This is a genomic window from Sphingomonas sp. Ant20, from assembly GCF_000783375.1.
In the GTDB taxonomy this organism is placed as follows: Bacteria; Pseudomonadota; Alphaproteobacteria; order Sphingomonadales; family Sphingomonadaceae; genus Sphingomonas; species Sphingomonas aerolata.
Window position 1 is genome coordinate 17,723 of sequence record NZ_JRVI01000023.1, and the last position, 16,663, is coordinate 34,385.

The 16,663-nt window shown below is 67.4% G+C and carries 17 protein-coding genes and 1 pseudogene; 9 read left to right on the plus strand and 9 right to left on the minus strand.

Features of this window, described 5'->3' with window-relative positions:
* Positions 1 to 51 precede the first annotated feature (51 nt).
* The 6 genes and pseudogenes from NI18_RS05175 (at position 52) to NI18_RS05200 (ending at position 5,804) form a co-directional block, all read left to right on the plus strand.
* Complete coding sequence (locus tag NI18_RS05175; protein ID WP_031440901.1) at positions 52 to 306, plus strand: DUF6489 family protein; 255 nt, start codon at positions 52 to 54, stop codon at positions 304 to 306.
* Positions 307 to 314: 8 nt separating this feature from the next.
* Positions 315 to 1,595, plus strand: a complete 1,281-nt coding sequence (gene mnmE / locus NI18_RS05180) for a tRNA uridine-5-carboxymethylaminomethyl(34) synthesis GTPase MnmE (protein WP_037528576.1) — start codon at positions 315 to 317, stop codon at positions 1,593 to 1,595.
* Positions 1,596 to 1,649: 54 nt separating this feature from the next.
* Positions 1,650 to 3,486: pseudogene (mnmG, locus tag NI18_RS05185) on the plus strand (tRNA uridine-5-carboxymethylaminomethyl(34) synthesis enzyme MnmG).
* Entirely contained in the window at positions 3,483 to 4,103 is a 621-nt protein-coding gene (gene rsmG / locus NI18_RS05190; protein WP_037528578.1) for a 16S rRNA (guanine(527)-N(7))-methyltransferase RsmG, read from the plus strand. The pseudogene mnmG and the gene rsmG overlap by 4 nt, the downstream one beginning before the upstream one ends.
* Positions 4,100 to 4,882: an AAA family ATPase gene (locus tag NI18_RS05195; protein ID WP_031396158.1), complete on the plus strand. Its 783-nt coding sequence runs from the start codon at positions 4,100 to 4,102 to the stop codon at positions 4,880 to 4,882. The genes rsmG and NI18_RS05195 overlap by 4 nt, the downstream gene beginning before the upstream one ends.
* Before the next feature lie 10 nt (positions 4,883 to 4,892).
* Positions 4,893 to 5,804, plus strand: a complete 912-nt coding sequence (locus tag NI18_RS05200; protein WP_037528581.1) for a ParB/RepB/Spo0J family partition protein — start codon at positions 4,893 to 4,895, stop codon at positions 5,802 to 5,804.
* 65 nt (positions 5,805 to 5,869) lie between these two features.
* Here NI18_RS05200 and holA read toward each other — a convergent pair whose 3' ends face one another.
* The 4 genes from holA to NI18_RS05220 are packed head-to-tail and all read right to left on the minus strand — an operon-like array spanning position 5,870 to position 10,356.
* Positions 5,870 to 6,889, minus strand: a complete 1,020-nt coding sequence (gene holA / locus NI18_RS05205; RefSeq protein WP_037528583.1) for a DNA polymerase III subunit delta — start codon at positions 6,887 to 6,889, stop codon at positions 5,870 to 5,872.
* Positions 6,886 to 7,404: an LPS assembly lipoprotein LptE gene (gene lptE / locus NI18_RS05210; RefSeq protein WP_037528585.1), complete on the minus strand. Its 519-nt coding sequence runs from the start codon at positions 7,402 to 7,404 to the stop codon at positions 6,886 to 6,888. Before lptE ends, holA begins: the two co-directional genes overlap by 4 nt.
* Entirely contained in the window at positions 7,401 to 9,914 is a 2,514-nt protein-coding gene (gene leuS, locus NI18_RS05215; RefSeq protein ID WP_037528587.1) for a leucine--tRNA ligase, read from the minus strand. Before leuS ends, lptE begins: the two co-directional genes overlap by 4 nt.
* A gap of 10 nt (positions 9,915 to 9,924) precedes the next feature.
* Positions 9,925 to 10,356: a DUF3576 domain-containing protein gene (locus NI18_RS05220; RefSeq protein WP_031396163.1), complete on the minus strand. Its 432-nt coding sequence runs from the start codon at positions 10,354 to 10,356 to the stop codon at positions 9,925 to 9,927.
* Positions 10,357 to 10,603: 247 nt separating this feature from the next.
* On the opposite strand from NI18_RS05220, the gene NI18_RS05225 reads away from it, so the two are divergent.
* The gene (locus tag NI18_RS05225; protein WP_234387526.1) at positions 10,604 to 11,314 is read left to right on the plus strand and encodes a hypothetical protein; all 711 of its coding nucleotides are present in this window, start codon (positions 10,604 to 10,606) and stop codon (positions 11,312 to 11,314) included.
* 43 nt (positions 11,315 to 11,357) lie between these two features.
* On the opposite strand, the gene NI18_RS27825 is transcribed toward NI18_RS05225, so the two are convergent.
* Positions 11,358 to 11,543 (minus strand): thiamine phosphate synthase, encoded by a 186-nt coding sequence (locus NI18_RS27825; protein ID WP_347574803.1) that lies wholly within the window; start codon positions 11,541 to 11,543, stop codon positions 11,358 to 11,360.
* A 348-nt stretch (positions 11,544 to 11,891) separates the two neighbouring features.
* Between NI18_RS27825 and NI18_RS05235 the strand changes: the two genes are divergently transcribed.
* Positions 11,892 to 12,590, plus strand: a complete 699-nt coding sequence (locus tag NI18_RS05235) for a YggS family pyridoxal phosphate-dependent enzyme (RefSeq protein ID WP_235188386.1) — start codon at positions 11,892 to 11,894, stop codon at positions 12,588 to 12,590.
* Positions 12,587 to 13,270 carry an HAD family phosphatase gene (locus NI18_RS05240; RefSeq protein WP_031440893.1) on the plus strand — a complete coding sequence of 228 codons (684 nt, stop codon included), beginning with the start codon at positions 12,587 to 12,589 and terminating at the stop codon, positions 13,268 to 13,270. Before NI18_RS05235 ends, NI18_RS05240 begins: the two co-directional genes overlap by 4 nt.
* Here NI18_RS05240 and NI18_RS05245 read toward each other — a convergent pair.
* The 4 genes from NI18_RS05245 to NI18_RS05260 form a co-directional block, all read right to left on the minus strand.
* Entirely contained in the window at positions 13,267 to 13,779 is a 513-nt protein-coding gene (locus tag NI18_RS05245) for a YdcF family protein (RefSeq protein ID WP_051916637.1), read from the minus strand. The genes NI18_RS05240 and NI18_RS05245 overlap by 4 nt on opposite strands.
* On the minus strand, positions 13,776 to 14,831 hold the full coding sequence (gene ribA / locus NI18_RS05250; protein WP_031440892.1) for a GTP cyclohydrolase II: 1,056 nt from the start codon (positions 14,829 to 14,831) through the stop codon (positions 13,776 to 13,778). The genes NI18_RS05245 and ribA overlap by 4 nt, the downstream gene beginning before the upstream one ends.
* Positions 14,828 to 15,610 carry an exodeoxyribonuclease III gene (locus tag NI18_RS05255; RefSeq protein ID WP_037528589.1) on the minus strand — a complete coding sequence of 261 codons (783 nt, stop codon included), beginning with the start codon at positions 15,608 to 15,610 and terminating at the stop codon, positions 14,828 to 14,830. Before NI18_RS05255 ends, ribA begins: the two co-directional genes overlap by 4 nt.
* Before the next feature lie 261 nt (positions 15,611 to 15,871).
* On the minus strand, positions 15,872 to 16,492 hold the full coding sequence (locus NI18_RS05260) for an outer membrane lipoprotein carrier protein LolA (protein ID WP_031395416.1): 621 nt from the start codon (positions 16,490 to 16,492) through the stop codon (positions 15,872 to 15,874).
* Between the last annotated feature and the right edge of the window lie 171 nt (positions 16,493 to 16,663).

A 16,663-nucleotide genomic window follows, 5' to 3' on the forward strand; every position in this document is an offset into this window, starting at 1 on the left:
CGCTATGCCGTGCCCCGCCGTGCGGCTCAAGCGCCACCGAAAGGGCCGTCCATGAAGATGAACATCGAAATCGAATGCACGCCCGAAGAGGCCCGCCGCGCGGTCGGGCTGCCCGACCTGACGCCGATCCATGACCGCTATGTCGCGATGATGATCGAGGCGATGCCCGGGCTCGGCGACGGGGCGATGCAGCCTGAGATGATCGAGACGATGATGCGCGGGTGGCAGCCGATGGGCGAGGCGGGGATGGCGTTCTGGAAACGGATGTTCGACGGCGCGACGCAGACCGGCAAGACTGGCGGTTGAGTAACAGAATGACGACGATCTTTGCAGTGTCGAGCGGGCGCCCGCCCGCGGCGATCGCAGTGGTGCGGATATCGGGGCCCCAGGCGTTTGCGGCGGCGGTCGCGCTCGCCGGGCCGCTCCCTGCCGCGCGGCATGCCAGTTTGCGTGGTCTGCGCGATGCGAGCGGGACGATGCTCGATCGCGCATTGGTGATCGTCTTTCCGGGCCCGACCACTGCGACGGGCGAGGATCTGGTCGAGCTCCACTGCCACGGGGGGCGGGCGGTCATCGCTGCAGTCGAACGCACGCTGGCGGCGATGACCGGGTTACGACTGGCCGAGCCGGGCGAATTTACCCGCCGTGCGCTTGGCAACGGATGCATCGACCTGACCCAGGCCGAAGGGCTAGCCGATCTGCTCGAGGCCGAAACCGAGGCGCAGCGTGTTGCTGCGATCACCGCGACCGAGGGGCGGGTGAGCCAGGCGGTACGCGGCTGGATGGACGCGGTCGCGATGCTGTCCGCATGGATCGAGGCGATGCTAGACTTTGCCGACGAGGACGACGTGACCAGCGATGCGGCGGCCTTCGACGCGGTGCTCGCCGATCTCTCAGCGCTGGCGGCTGAGATCGAGACGGTGGTGGCGAGCCCCCCGGTCGAGCGGCTGAAAGACGGCCTTCGCGTCGTGATCGGCGGCCCGCCCAACAGCGGGAAATCGACGTTGCTCAATCTGATGGGGGAGCGCGATGCCGCGATCGTCTCGCCGATCTCTGGGACGACGCGTGATCGCATCGATGTCCCGGTCCTGCGGAACGGGGTCGCCTATGTCCTGACTGATACCGCTGGTCTGATCGATACGCTCGATCCGATCGAGGCGATCGGCGTCGCCCGGGCGGAGACCGCGATGGAGACGGCGGACCTGCTGCTGTGGCTGGCCGACACGGCGCCGCCACGCGAGGATGCGATCTGGGTTCACGCCCGAGCCGATCTGCCGGGGCGGGACGGGGGCGTTCCGCCCGGTCGGGTAATTGCCTTCTCACAAAGCGATCAGGCATCGCTCGACCGGCTCTGGGCCGTGGTCCATGATCGCGCAGCCGCGCTGCTTCCCCGCAATGACGATCTGGCGCTCAAGGCGGATCAGCGCCTACGCTGCGAGCGGGCTGCGGCGACACTGCGTGCGGCGGGCACGGACCCGTTGATCGTTGCGGAGCATCTCCGCGAAGCTCGGACCGGGCTCGCCGCAGTGCTCGGTCTCGATGCGACCGGCGAGATGCTCGATGCACTGTTCGGCCGGTTCTGCATCGGCAAGTGATGTTCCACGTGGAACAACTTTGACGCGATCGTCGCGTCGCTCTACGGCGATGGCATGTTCGATGTAGTGGTGGTTGGCGGTGGCCATGCCGGGACCGAGGCCGCAGCCGCGGCAGCGCGGAGGGGCGCGCGTACTGCGCTGGTGTCGTTCGACGCGCGGCAGATTGGTGCGATGTCATGCAACCCGGCGATAGGCGGGCTTGGCAAAGGCCATATGGTGCGCGAGGTCGATGCCTTTGACGGGCTGATCGGTCGTGCTGCCGATGCCGCAGCGATCCATCACCGGATGCTCAATCGCAGCAAAGGATCCGCGGTCCAGGGGCCGAGGATCCAGGCCGACCGCAGGCTCTATGCAGCGGCGATCCAGGCACAGCTGGCGGCGACGCCGAACCTGTCGATCATCGCCGGCGAGGTCAGCGCGCTGCATCTGGAGGGTGGTCGCGTCGCAGGTGTCGTGCTTGCCGACGGCGCCGTGGTCGCAGCGCGCGCGGTGGTGCTCGCGACTGGGACGTTCCTGGGCGGGCGGATCTTCCGTGGCGATGACCGCGAGGAAGGGGGCCGGATCGGCGAGCGCGCGGCGAAGCCACTGGCGGACCAGCTCCGCGCGCGCGCGCTGCCCATGGCGCGGTTGAAGACTGGGACCCCGCCACGGCTCGACGGGCGGACGATCAACTGGGGCGCGCTTGCCGAGCAGCCCTCCGATCCCGAGCCATGGACGATGTCGCCGATGACCACCGGCCGCATCCTGCCGCAGGTTGCCTGTGCGATCACGCGGACGACGGACGAGACGCATGCGATCATCCGCGCCGCGTTCCACCGGTCGCCGCTGTTCACCGGCGCGATCGAGGCGGCAGGGCCGCGTTATTGTCCATCGATCGAGGACAAGGTCTCGCGCTTCGGTGACCGCGACGGCCATCAGCTGTTTCTCGAACCCGAGGGCCTCGACGACCCGACGATCTATCCGAATGGTCTGTCGACGTCCTTGCCAGTCGAGGTGCAGGCAGCGATGCTCGTGAGCATTCCCGGGCTTGAGCGTGTCGTGATGACGATGCCGGGCTATGCCGTCGAATATGATTATATCGATCCGCGCGCGCTCGATACGCGATTGGCGCTTCCCGCGATCGACGGCGTGTTCTGCGCCGGCCAGCTCAACGGGACCACGGGCTATGAAGAGGCAGCGGGGCAGGGGCTGGTCGCCGGGCTCAATGCGGCGGCGCATGCCTGTGATCTCGCACCGGTGATCCTCGACCGCGCGTCGAGCTATCTCGGCGTGATGATCGACGACCTTGTCCTGCAGGGCGTCACCGAGCCATACCGGATGCTGACCGCGCGTGCCGAGTTCCGGCTGTCGCTTCGCGCGGACAATGCCGAGACACGGCTTGGTGGGATCGCGGAGGCGGCGGGATGCCTCGGCACCGCGCGGCTTGCCCATCAGCGCCGCGCGTGGCGAAGACCGGGCCCGGTTCCGATCCGCGCTGCACGGCGAACGCACCGCGACCGAGATCGCGGATCAGGGCGTTGCGGTGGGGCGTGATGGCGCGCGGCGGACGGCGTTCGACTGGTTGCGCTTCGAGGGCGTGAAGCTTGCGCATGTCGCGCCTGATGCAGCGATCGGAATCCCGGCGGCGGTGGTCGACGAGGTCGTCGAGGATGCGCGCTACGCTCCCTATATCGAACGACAGGCGCAGGAGGTCGCGCGGTTGCGGGCGGACGAGGCGATCCTGTTACCCCAGGATCTTGCCTATGATCGGGTCCCGGGTCTGTCGAACGAGATGATCGACCGATTGAGTGCGGCACGACCGCTGTCCTTGGCCGCTGCGGCACGGATCCGGGGCATCACGCCCGCGGCGCTGTCTGCGGTGCTTCTCCATACGAAACGAGTGCCGGCATGACCGAAGACGAAGCACGGACCTGGGTCCTCGAGCGGTTTGGCCCCGTCGCGACCGAGCGGGTTGCGGCGTTCGTCGCGATGGTCGTCGAGGAAGCCGCGCATCAGAATTTGATCGCACCGTCGACGATCCCGACGATCTGGGACCGGCATGTCGTCGACTCGCTTCAACTGGTTGCACTCGCGAGCCCGGAGACAGATGTGATGCGCTGGCTCGACATCGGGACCGGAGGCGGATTTCCCGGCATGGTCGTCGCGCTGGTGCGCGACGGGCCGGTCGATCTTGTCGAACCACGTCGGCGTCGCGCGGACTTTCTCCAGCTCTGCGTCGCCCGGCTGGGGCTTGGCGAGCAGGTCCGGGTGCATCCGACCAAGGTCGAGTCCGTCACTTCAACGGCCCGGATCATTTCGGCGCGCGCGGTCGCCTCGCTCGAAAACCTTTTGCGTGGCGCGGCGCACTGCGCCACAACAGAGACGCGGTGGCTATTGCCTCGGGGGCGTCTCGACGAGGCAGAGATCACCGCGCTTCAGAAGCCTTGGCACTTTATGTTCCACGTGGAACAAAGCGTCACGAACCCGGAGTCGTCTATCGTGGTTCTGGATCGAGTCCGCGCGCGATGATCACCATCGCGGTCGCCAATCAGAAGGGTGGGGTGGGCAAGACCACCAGTGCCATCAATCTCGCGACCGCATTGGCGGCGACGGGAATGCGGGTGCTGCTGGTCGATATCGACCCGCAGGGCAACGCCTCGACCGGCCTTGGCATCGGCCATGCGCAACGCGTCAAATCAAGCTATGACGTCCTCATCGGCGAAGCGACGATCGACCAGGCCGTGGTGCACAGCCGCGTACCCCGGCTCGACGTGATCCCCGCGACGGTCGATCTGTCGGGAGCAGAGATCGAGCTCGTCGAATTCGATGCGCGGACGCATCGGCTCGATCGTGCGATGCAGGACTCGACCGGGCATTGGGATATCGCGCTGATCGATTGTCCGCCTTCGCTCGGGCTGCTGACGATTAATGCGATGGTTGCAGCGGATGCGCTGCTCGTGCCGCTCCAGTGCGAATTCTTCGCGCTCGAGGGCCTGTCGCAGTTGCTCAGCACGGTCGAACGTATCCGTCAGCGGTTCAACCCCGGCCTGTCGATCCTCGGCGTTGCGCTGACAATGTATGATCGCCGCAACCGGCTGACCGATCAGGTCTCGGCGGATGTCCGCGCGGTGCTGGGCAAGGTCGTGTTCGAAACGGTCATCCCGCGCAACGTACGGCTGTCGGAAGCGCCCAGTCACGGACTTCCGGCGCTGATCTACGACCATCGCTGCAGCGGATCGCAGGCGTATATCGCGCTTGCCCGCGAGATGATCGGCCGGCTTCCGGTATCTGCACGAGCAGCCGCGTGAGGGTATTGGCATGAGTGAAGGTACCAAGCGCGGCCGGCCGGGGCTCGGCCGCGGGCTGAACGCGCTGCTGGGCGAGATGGCCCGCGAGGCGCCGGTCAGCGCGAGCGGTGATGCGCCGACCAATAGCGGCGTGCGCATGCTGCCGGTCAGTTCGCTGTCGCCGCATCCGGACCAGCCCCGCCGACATTTCGACGAAGCGATGCTGAGTGAACTTGCCGCCTCGATCGCCGCACGCGGCTTGATCCAGCCGATCATCGTCCGGCCGCACGGCCATGATTATCAGATCGTCGCGGGCGAGCGCCGTTGGCGCGCGGCGCAACGGGCGCGTTTGCACGAGGTCCCGGTGGTTGTCCGCGACTTCGACGACGCCGAAACGCTCGAAATTGCGCTGATCGAGAATATCCAGCGTGAGGATCTCAACGCGATCGAGGAGGCGCAGGCCTATCAGCGGCTGGCGGGCGAATATGGCCATACGCAGGAGGTGCTGGCCAAGATCGTCCATAAGTCGCGCAGCCATGTCGCCAATTTGTTGCGGCTGCTCGAACTGCCTGCGCAGGTTCAGTCGCAGGTGGTCGAAGGATCGCTGTCGATGGGCCATGCGCGCGCGCTGCTCGGTTCGCCCGATGTCGAGACACTGGCGGACCAGGTGATCGCCCGCGGCCTATCGGTGCGCGAGACCGAAAAGCTGGCGCGTGATGCCAAGCCGGGCCGGACCCGGTCGGGCGGGGGTGCGGCGACTGCAGCGAACGAGGCGCGGATCCCCGATGCGGATATCGCGGCGCTTGAGCGGCAACTGGCCGATCTGCTGGGGCTTCAGGTGCGGGTTGCACATAGTGAGACCGGCGGCACGCTGACGCTGAGTTATTCGACGCTCGATCAGCTCGACATGGTGTGCCAGCGGCTGACGGGCGGGGCGATCTGAACGTCCGGGGGGAAGCGGTTCCTTCCCTCCGGTACGTCCGCCTGACGGGGGGAATTCAGCGGGCTTTAGTTTCTGCGTGCGATCGCTTGGGCAAGGGCGACGATGGCGGCATCCGCGACGACCCCGCCGGGATTGCATGGGGCCATGATCGCACGTTCGGCGGTGCGGACTCGGGCGATGGCCGTAGCGAGCATCACCGGCGACCAGCGGCGGAGCGACTTGGCGGTCTGTGCCTCGTCGCGGAAGAAGACGCGGTGGCGCTTCATGACGACATCGACCGCTTCGCCGCGATCGATTTCGCCGCGCATCTCGGCGAGCGCGATCAGCCTGCGGACGAGCTGCCGCAGCCACGGGATCGGCGAGGTACCGGCTTCTTCCAGCCGCGCGAGTTCGGTCCCGAGATCGGCGACACGCCCCTCGATCGCCGCGTCGATCGCCTGACCCATCTCCGCCTCGCCGAGGTCTGCGCCGATCGCATCGAGCGCAGCGTGGTCGAGATCATGCGGTCGTTCGGGGCTCGCGTCGAGATACAGCGCGAGCTTGTCGATCTCGCGCGCGATGACCGCACGGTCGCCACCGGTGGTTTCGACGAGGCGGCGCGCGACGCCGGGGGCAGGGCGCAGGCCCTGCTCGCCCGCCATCGTGCTGGCGAGCCGCTCTGCATCGGCGGCCGTAGGCGCGTAGCAGGCGAACGCCATCGCACGCGGCGATTCGAGCGCGAGCTTGACGATCTTCGCACTTGTCTTGACGCTGAGCGCGATCGCAACGACCGGGTTGCCCGCGCGATCGGCGTTCAACAGCGTGGTGAACGCATCGAGGCTCTCCTCGCCCGCCGACGCGACGCGGACGTGACGCGCGGTGGCGAAGAGCGACAGGGCGGCCGCCTCGTCGGCAAGCCGCGAGGGATCGGATCTGAGCTGTGCGCCATCCAGATCGACGCGCTCGGCGTCCGGCCCCATCGCTTTGGCGAGTGTGCGGGCGAGGTCGCTTGCGCCGGCCTCGTCAGGGCCGTGGAGGAGATAGAGACGGATATCGGGGCCGGGCCGGGCCAACGCGGCGCGGATCTGGTTGGCGCTGGCCTTCACGGGGCCGGCGTGGGGGCCGGCGGGGTCCGCTGCGCATAGAGCGCGATCCGCGCGACGATCTGATCCGCGACGATGCCCGACAGACGTTCGAGCGCGGTATTCTCGGCTGCGATCGTCGCATATTCGGACCGGACGACATCGATGCCGGCGTCGGATCCCGCCGTCGCGTCGAGCAGGACGGTACCGTCGCCGATCCGGACGAGCTGATAGCGCGCGCGCAGGATTCGGCGTTCGCGCGAGACGCTGTCGTCGCGCCGCACGCCGAGGCCGTTGATCTGGTCCTCGAGCCGGATGTCGATCCGATACAGCGGTGCCGCGCCGTTCGACGGCAACCGGTCGCGCAGCGCTGTCGCCATCAGCCACCCGGACTTGCCCTCGATCGGCGTGATCTCGACCTCGCCGAGCGTGCCGGCAACCGCGCCGCTGCTGCCGCCCGAGTAGAGCGGATGCAGCCCGCAACCCGCCAGGCTGGTCGAGAGCAGCAGGGCTCCGGCAAGAAGCGCGTACCGCGTCATGCGACGATGTTCACGAGGCGGTCGGGCACGACGATCACTTTCCGGGGCGGCTTGCCCTCGAGCAGGCGGACGATCTTGTCGGAGGCCAGCGCGGCCGCCTCGACCTCGTCCTTCGGCGCGCCCTTGGGGAAGACGAGCGTATCACGCAGCTTGCCGTTGACCTGCACCGCGATGGTGACCTCGTCATCGACCAGCAGCGCCGGATCGACCGCAGGCCACACAGCGTCGGCGATCAGGCCATCGTTACCGGCGGTCGCCCAGGCTTCCTCGGCAACGTGCGGCACCATCGGGCTGACGAGCAGCAGCAACGTACGGATCGCCTGTTCGCGGTCGGCGGACTGCGGTGCCTTCTCGATTGCGCTGCACAGGCTGTAGAGCCGTGCGACCGCCTTGTTGAACTGCAAGCCATTGATATCGCTCTCGATACCCACTGTCGTCCGGTGGCAGAGCTTGCGCAACGCGATGTCGTCACCCTCGGCCTTGGCGGCACCATCGGCCTCGATCAGGCGCCAGAGACGCTGGACGAACCGCCACGCGCCTTCGATACCCGATTCACTCCAGGGAAGGTCGCGCTCGGGCGGCGAGTCGGAGAGCACGAACCAGCGCACCGCGTCGGCGCCATACTGGTCGACGATCGGCTCGGGATCGACGGTGTTCTTCTTCGACTTCGACATCTTCTCGACACGACCGACGGTGATCGCGTCACCCGTCGCGATTTCGATGCCGTCGCGCACGTCGTCGGGGCCGAGCCAACGGCCGTCCGCGGACTTGTACGTTTCGTGCGTGACCATGCCCTGCGTGAACAGCCCGGCAAACGGCTCGGCGATGTCGAGCATGCCGATATGCTTCAGCGCGCGCGTCCAGAAGCGGGCGTAGAGCAGATGCAGGATCGCATGCTCGACGCCGCCAATATACTGGTTGACCGGCAGCCACTTCTCCGCGCCCGTCCGGTCGAACGGCTTGGCGTCCGGCCGGCTGGCGAAGCGGATGAAATACCACGATGAATCGACAAACGTGTCGAGCGTGTCGGTCTCGCGTCGCGCATTCCCGCCGCAGCTAGGGCAGGGGACATGCTTCCAGGTTGGATGACGATCGAGCGGGTTGCCGGGAATATCGAAGCTGACGTCCTCGGGCAGCACGATAGGCAACTGGTCCTTGGGTACCGGCACCGCACCGCACGCATCGCAGTGGATGATCGGGATCGGCGTGCCCCAGTAACGCTGGCGGCTGACGCCCCAGTCGCGCAGGCGGAACACGGTCGTGCCCTTGCCCCAGCCTTCGCCCTCGGCGCGCTCGATCACGGTCCGCTTGGCGTCCTCTATGTCCATCCCGTCGAGGAAGTGCGAGTTCACGAGATTGCCGGCGCCCGTCCAGGCGGTGTCGCCGACGAACACGGGGGCCTCGTCATCGCCTTCGGAGACGACGCGCTTGACGGGCAGATCGTATTTGCGCGCGAAATCTAGGTCGCGCTGGTCGTGCGCGGGCACGCCGAACACCGCGCCCGTACCATATTCCATCAGCACGAAGTTCGCGATGTAGACGGGTAGTTCCCACGTCTTATCGAGCGGATGCGTCGCGCGGATCCCGGTGTCGAAGCCCAGCTTCTCCTGCGTGTCGAGTTCGGCCGCGGTGGTGCCGCCACGCTTGCAGAGTTCGATGAACGCAGCCGCATCGGGGTCTGTCTCGGCGATCGCGCGCGCGATCGGATGATCCGCAGCGACCGCGACGAAGCTCGACCCGAACATCGTGTCGGGACGAGTCGTGAACACCTCGACGGAGTCGATGCCGGTCGCATTGCCCGCCAGCGCGAACTTGAACTGCAGGCCCTGGCTGCGGCCGATCCAGTTCTCCTGCATCAGCTTGACCTTGTCAGGCCAATGTTCGAGCGCGCCGAGGCCGTCGACCAGCTCGTCGGCGAAGTCGGTAATCTTCAGGAACCACTGCGACAGCTTGCGCCGCTCGACCAGCGCGCCCGAGCGCCAGCCGCGCCCGTCGATCACCTGCTCGTTGGCGAGCACGGTCATGTCGACCGGATCCCAGTTGACCGCGGATTCCTTGCGGTAGACCAGCCCTGCCGCGAACAGGTCGAGGAACAGCGCCTGCTCGTGCCCGTAATAGTCAGGCTCGCACGTCGCCAGCTCGCGCGTCCAATCGAGCGCGAAGCCGAGGCGCTTCAGCTGCGCCTTCATCGTCGCGATGTTGGCGCGCGTCCAGTTGCCCGGATGCACGCCCTTTTCCATCGCCGCGTTCTCGGCGGGCATGCCGAACGCGTCCCAGCCCATCGGATGTAGCACTTCCATGCCCTTCATCCGACGGAAGCGCGCGAGCACGTCCCCCATCGTATAGTTGCGGACATGCCCCATGTGGATGCGCCCCGACGGATAGGGGAACATCTCGAGCACGTACGAGCGCGGCTTGGTCGAAGAGTCGTCGGCGGCGAACGTGTTGCGTTCGTCCCAGACCTTCTGCCACGCCGCGTCCGCCTTCAACGCATTGAAACGCGACGCCATGATGTCGTCCTCAGCCCGCGATCGAGGCGCGACGCAGGTCGCGGGCCTTGGTCAGGATGATATCCTCGAGCTTCTGCGTGGTCGCGGCCTGGACGGGTGCGGACACCCACTGGCCGTTGCGGTTGATCTCGCGCAGCGCCGCGACGCGGACGGCATCGGCACGCAGATCCTGGTCGAGGATCGATACCGTTACCTTCATCCGCTCGGCCGGGGTCTGCGGGTTGACGTACCAGTCGGTGACGATGACGCCGCCATTGGAGTCGGTCTGAAGCAGCGGCATGAAGCTCAGCGTGTCGAGCGTCGCGCGCCAGAGATAGCTGTTGACGCCGATCGTGGTGATCTTCGACGCGGCCAGATCGGCCTTGGGACGGGCGCTGCCGCCGCCGCACGCAACCAGCGGCAGAGCGGCGAGAACCACGAGGGCGGTACGCGGGCGGAACATCGGCATCATCCTGGCAATAGATCGTCGTCAGCCTCTACAGGGCGGGCCTGCTACCCGCAAGGATGGGGTGGGCGTCTGCAATTCGTCCGGCAACCGAGACGTTCGACCTGTTCTGTGTGTCTGATGCAACACCTTTGGATAATCATTAGGTGCGGATAGCTGACGGGGATCGATCTGTGTTAGCTGCCGTTCAGCGAAGGAATCGTAACAAGATTCGTCTATAAAAGATTCGCAGGGAGTTGTTGTTTTGGTCGCCAAGCGCGTGATGGTCGGGATGTTCGCCGGAGTGGCTGCTGCCGCTGCGGTCTTCGTCGCGCCCGCGTTCGGCGCCTCCGAACAGCAGGTCCGCATCGCCAAGCGCCCGGCGCTGTCGGTGCGGGGCACGGGCGGCTTCACCCCATCGGCGGCGGATCCCCGGCTTGCGGCGCTGTTCGCGCGCGGCGGCTTCGATGCCGGCAGCTTCCGCTTCACCCCGGCCGAAACGCGTCGCGACAATCGTGCCGTCACCGTCGCTGTCCGCGCGCAGACCAACCGTGGTATCGATACCACGCGTCTCGCGACCAGCACCGCGCCGACCGTCGGATTGGCGCCGATCGCGTATAATCTGGGCATGTCGGTCGGCTGGAAGCGGTTTGCGGTGTCGGGCGATCTGGCACGCGTCGATCTGGCCGGGATGCCGGGCAGTCGCAGCTCCGCCGATGTCGCGGTCAGCTATGCGGGCAAGCGGTTCACGGGCAGCGTCAAGGCTGCGGCGGATCGTCCGCTCGCCAATACGCCGCGTCTCGTCGAGGATGCGCCGAGCTATTCTGTCGATCTCGGCGGATCCTATTCGCTTACGCGCAACATCGATGTGACCGCGGGCGTCCGCTATCGGTCGGACCGTGAGCGGTTCGTTCGGCTCGAGGACGATCGTCGCGACAGCCAAGCTGTCTATCTCGGGACTGCCTTCCGCTTCTGATCCGGGCGCAGCATGACCGGCGGTGAGCCGCGAATTGCCCCCATCACGTCCACGCATCGATCGCGGCCCAGCCGTGAAAGCCCAGCATCCTGAGTCGCCGCCACCGTGCGGCGGTCATGCCGCCCAGCGCGATGATCGGCAGGCCGAGCCCGCGCGCAACCCGCATAGCAGCCGCGGGACCGATCGCTGGCGCCCCCGGATGCGACCGCGTCGGATAGATCGGCGACACGAACAGCGCGTCGGCACCGGCCCGCGCGCGAGCATCGCCTCGCGCCGATCATGCGCGGGCCAGGTCCGCAAGCTCCCACCGCGGCCGGCGCCATGCACGCCGTCGATCCCGGCAAATCCGGGCCGCGCGACCACCACCAGCCGTCGTGCCTGCGCGATGCGGCGGATGCGCAGCGCCAGCGCCCGACGCTGCGCCGGGGGCGTCTGATAATGGCGGATCACGACCCCCGATCCGGGCGGAATACGCTGCAGCGCATGCCATAGTGCATCGCCCATCCGCTCGTCGGTCATCAGCCAGAGGCGCGGGACGGGGTTTCGGTGCGGCATCTTGCTGCCTATAGCGCCCCGCATGACAGACACGAACGGCATGACCGACGAAACCGACCGCGCGCAGCGCCTGGCCGAGATCCGCGCGCGGATTGCCAAGGCTGCCGAGATTGCCGGTCGCAAGCCCGAGGACGTCGCCTTGATCGCGGTGTCGAAGACGCATCCGGCGGCGGCGATCGAACCCCTGCTCGAACAGGGTCAGCGGATATTCGGCGAGAATCGCGTCCAGGAAGCGGCGGACAAATGGCCATCGCTCAAGGCGCGATACCCCGACGTCGTCCTGCACCTGATCGGGCAGTTGCAGTCGAACAAGGCGGCGGATGCCGTCGCGTTGTTCGACTGCATCCATGTCGTCGATCGTCCGTCGCTGGTCACGGCGCTCGGCAAGGCGATGCGCGAGAGCGGGCGGCGCCCCGACTGCTATCTCCAGGTGAATATCGGTGATGAGCCGCAAAAGGGCGGCTGTGCGATCGCCGACCTGCCCGCGCTGCTCGACGCGGCCCGCGCGGCCGACCTCCCGGTTGCGGGGCTGATGTGCCTGCCTCCCGCCGACGTCGAGCCTGCGCCCTATTTCGCGCTGCTGGCAAAGCTTGCGCGCGATTGCGGGCTGTCGGGGCTGAGCATGGGCATGTCCGACGACTTCGAGACCGCGGTGACGATCGGCGCGACGCATGTCCGGATCGGCAGCGCGCTGTTCGGCGCGCGGGGGCATCGCGCATGACCGGCGCGGTCCGGTTCGACGCGCTGCTGTTCGATTTCGACGGGGTGCTGATCGACAGCGAGGCGCTCGGCAACCGCCATATCGCCGAATGGCTGACCGCGGCAGGGCATCCGATCACCGCGGAGGAGTCGATGGCGAACTTCATGGGGCTTGCCGGGCCGCAGTTCGTCGACGCGATCGAGCGCTGGATCGACCGGCCGCTGCCCGAGGCGTTCTACGCGGCGCGCAAGGCGGAGGACGACCGCGTGATGGCCGCCGGTATCGATGCGATCGCGGGTGCGGTCGCCTTCGTGCGCGCCTTGCCGGCCGATCTGCCCAAGGCGATCGTCTCGTCGAGCCCGACCCGCTGGATCGCGCGGCACCTCGACCATATCGGCCTGCGCGACGCGTTCGGCGATCATCTCTACAGCGGCCGCGAGCATGTCACGAACGGCAAACCTGCGCCTGATCTCTATCTGTATGGTGCCGAACGGCTGGGCGTCGATATCGGCCGGACCGCGATCCTCGAGGATTCGCCGGTCGGCGCGACCGGCGCGGTGGCCTCGGGCGGCTATGTCATCGGACTGTCCGCGGGGTCGCATTGCGGGCCGGACCACGGCGCGCGGCTGAAGGCGATCGGCGTCGATGCGCTGGCCGACGATTTCGAGGCGGTGGCGCGCGTCCTGCGAGAGGGGGCCTAGGCCCGCCGCCTGCGCAGGATCGCGCCGACGCCCGCCACCAGGTCATAGGGGATCGCCGCAGCCTCGCGTGCGCGCATCTTGATCTGGTAGCGGCGGCTGCCGCCATGCGGGACGTGGATCGCGCTGGCGGGCATCCCCAGCATCGCGAACAACATGCGGATGCGCGGCTGGTGATAGCCGTCGGTGCAGATCATGCACTGGGCATACTGCCCCGCGCGGGCGAACCGGGTCGCTGCGACCACGCTCTGCAGTGTATCGAGACTGGCTTCGTCGAGGTGGATCCGCGACCGATCGACCGTTTCGGCCAGCCGGTCGGCCATCACCGACGCCTCCGACGGACCATGACGGCCGATCGCGCCCGAACAGAACAGGTCCGCCTCGGTATAGCGCGCTGCCGCCGCTGCCGCGAACGCGATCCGTCGCTCGAGCGTCGGGCTCGGGCTGCCATCCGCACGCACCGCGGCGCCGAACACGACGATCAGCCGCCGCGAGGGAGGTATATCGATCAAAGCTGATGTCCGGTGCGGTCGCGCTTGGTCGCGAGATAGCGGGCATTGTGCGGATTGGCGGGCAGCGCATGGGGGACGCGCTCCGCCACCGTCACACCAGTCGCCTCGAGCCCGGCGACCTTGGCCGGATTGTTGGTGAGCAGCCGGACCCGGTTCTGGCCGAGCAGGCTCAGCATCCGCGCGGCAACGCCGAAATCGCGTGCATCGATCGCGAAGCCCAGCCGGGTATTGGCGTCGACCGTGTCGAACCCCTGATCCTGCAGCGCATAGGCGCGCAGCTTGTTGACCAGGCCGATGCCGCGCCCCTCCTGACGCAGATAGAGCAATATGCCCCAGCCGCTGTGCCGGATCGCGTGGATCGCGGCGTGGAGCTGCGGCCCGCAGTCGCATTTGAGGCTGCCGAGCACGTCACCGGTCAGGCACTCGCTGTGCAGCCGGACGAGCGGGGCATCGCCGTTCGGCTGCCCGATCAGGAGGGCGATGTGTTCATCGGCGCTTTCCGGCGAGCGGAAGGCGACGATCTCGGCATCCTCCGCGCCCTCGACCGGCAAGCGTGCGCGGGTCGCGATGACGAGCCGGGTCGCATCCTCATGCGCATCGATATCGGCGGCGGTCGCGATCGCCTCGGGCGCGCCGCTGCCCAGGAAGAAGGCGGGCAACAGCCCGGCGATCCGTGCGAGCCGCAACGCCGCCGCGGCTGCGTCGGGATGCGGGACGGGCAGGGTGCGGAACGGACCCTTGAGCGGCGTCGCGAGGTCGAACTGCGGGTCGGCAAGCGCGGTCGCGGCAGGAAAATCGATCCAGGGCGCGCGATCGACCAGGACGGGGGCGGTCGGGTCGGCCGCCTCGAGCTGATTGGCGAGCTTCAGCGTCACCGCCCGTCCAGACGAGATCAGCACGCCGCCGGTCGCCGGTGGATCGAATGCCGCGAGCCGGTCCGCGTCCGCCGTCTCGACCGCGAGCAACGTCAGTCCGTCGATCGCGATCGGCCAGCCGCGGCGCAGGGCATCGACCGCGCGGGCCGCGGCGCGCGGATTGGGGCGATCGCTCAAAAGGCGAACTCGGTCAGGATCGGGATATGGTCGGAGGGCTTGAGCCAGCTGCGGCACGGCTCGAAGACGTGATGCGCGATCGCGGCCTCCGCGGCCGCGCCCGTCGCCCACATGTGATCGAGCCGCCGCCCGCGATCGGACGTCGCCCAGTCCTTCGCGCGGTAGCTCCACCAGGTGAACAGCCGCGCAGGGGCGGGATGGAAGCGGCGGCCGAGATCGACCCAGTTTCCCGCTGCCTGGAGCCGGGCCAGCGCCTCGACCTCGACCGGCGTATGGCTGACGACGTCGAGCAGCTGCTTGTGGCTCCAGACGTCCGCCTCAAGCGGCGCGATGTTGAAATCGCCGACCAGGATCGTCGGGCCGCTTAGCGTTTCCGACCAGCGCGTCATCCGCTCCAGAAAGTCGAGCTTCTGGCCGAATTTCGGATTGGCGTCGCGGTCGGGCACGTCGCCGCCAGCGGGAATATAGACATTCTCCAGCCGCACGCCGTTTTCCAGGCGCACGCCGACGTGGCGGGCTTCGCTGTTCGCCTGCCAGTCAAACCGGTCGTCGGCGACGATCGGCACCTTGCTCAGGATCGCGACGCCGTGATGCATGCGCTGGCCGTGAAGCACGATATGCTCATAGCCGAGCGCGCGGAACGTATCGAAGGGGAAGTCGTCGTCGACGACCTTGGTTTCCTGGAGGCACAGGATGTCGGGCGCGGCTTCCTTCAGAAACTGCTCGACGATGGCGATCCGGAAGCGGACCGAGTTGATGTTCCAGGAGACGATTTTCACGCGTGCGATGTAGCGCCGCGTGGGGGTGGCGACAAGGATCGCGCGGCGGCGTGCCGATCAACGAAAAGACCCCCGCTCCGGGGGCGTGGAGCGAGGGCCGACTCAGCGTTCGTCACGCAGGCAGACAATGGGGACACCATCCGGGCAACAGGGGGAAAAATCCCGAATGCCCCACATCCGCGACTCAGCCCCTAGCGCCAGGAACCTGTCGCCGGGATGAATGAAACGACAATGCCGTTCATTTTCAGGAGGTGACCAGACTTACCGGGTCCGGCGCGGGTCGTTCCACCGGAAGGTGTTGTCGCTGACCGGTCCGCCGAACTTCTGCTTGGACAGGCGGATGGTGGTCCGGTTGTTCTGGCTGTCGAGTGCGACCCAGCCCTGCAGCATCAGCCCGCCGGGGGCGGCGGCATCGCGTGCGAACACCAAAGTGATGCGGCCATATTCAGGATGCTTGGGGTCGTTCGCCTCGACCGAGACGACGCGGTTGTCATAGCCGGGGACCAGCTTGGCATAGCGCGTGATGTCGCGACTGGGGTCGAGCAGCACGCCGAGCGGCGAATTCTTGATCGGCCAGCGCTGCACCTGCTTCACCGAATAGTCGATGAAGGTCAGTGCGCCGCCCTCGGCGACGATCAGGATCGGCACGCCCTTCTCATATTGAAACCGCAGCTTGCCCGGCTTCTTGAGCGTCAGCACGCCGGTCAGCACCTTGCCGTTGCGATCCGCCTGCGAAAAGTCGGCGGTCATCGTCGTGACCGATTGCAGGTGCTTCTGGACGGCGGCGAGGTCGCCGGTCGCCTGTGCGGCGATCGGCGACGGCACGGCGGCGACCGAGAGGGCGGCGATCGTCGCGATCACCGCGGGGCGGGTGTTGAACATCGAAATCTCCTTGGACGCCGGGCAATGCCGGGCCCGGTTGAACGGGTTGTGAACTGGGATGCGTGAGGATCGGGTCATCGCCGCCAGAGCCTCCGTCATCCTGGGCCTGACCCGGGATCCAGCGCCGCATAGGCCGGGTCTTGGGGCTCTGGATCGCAGCCTTCGCTGGGA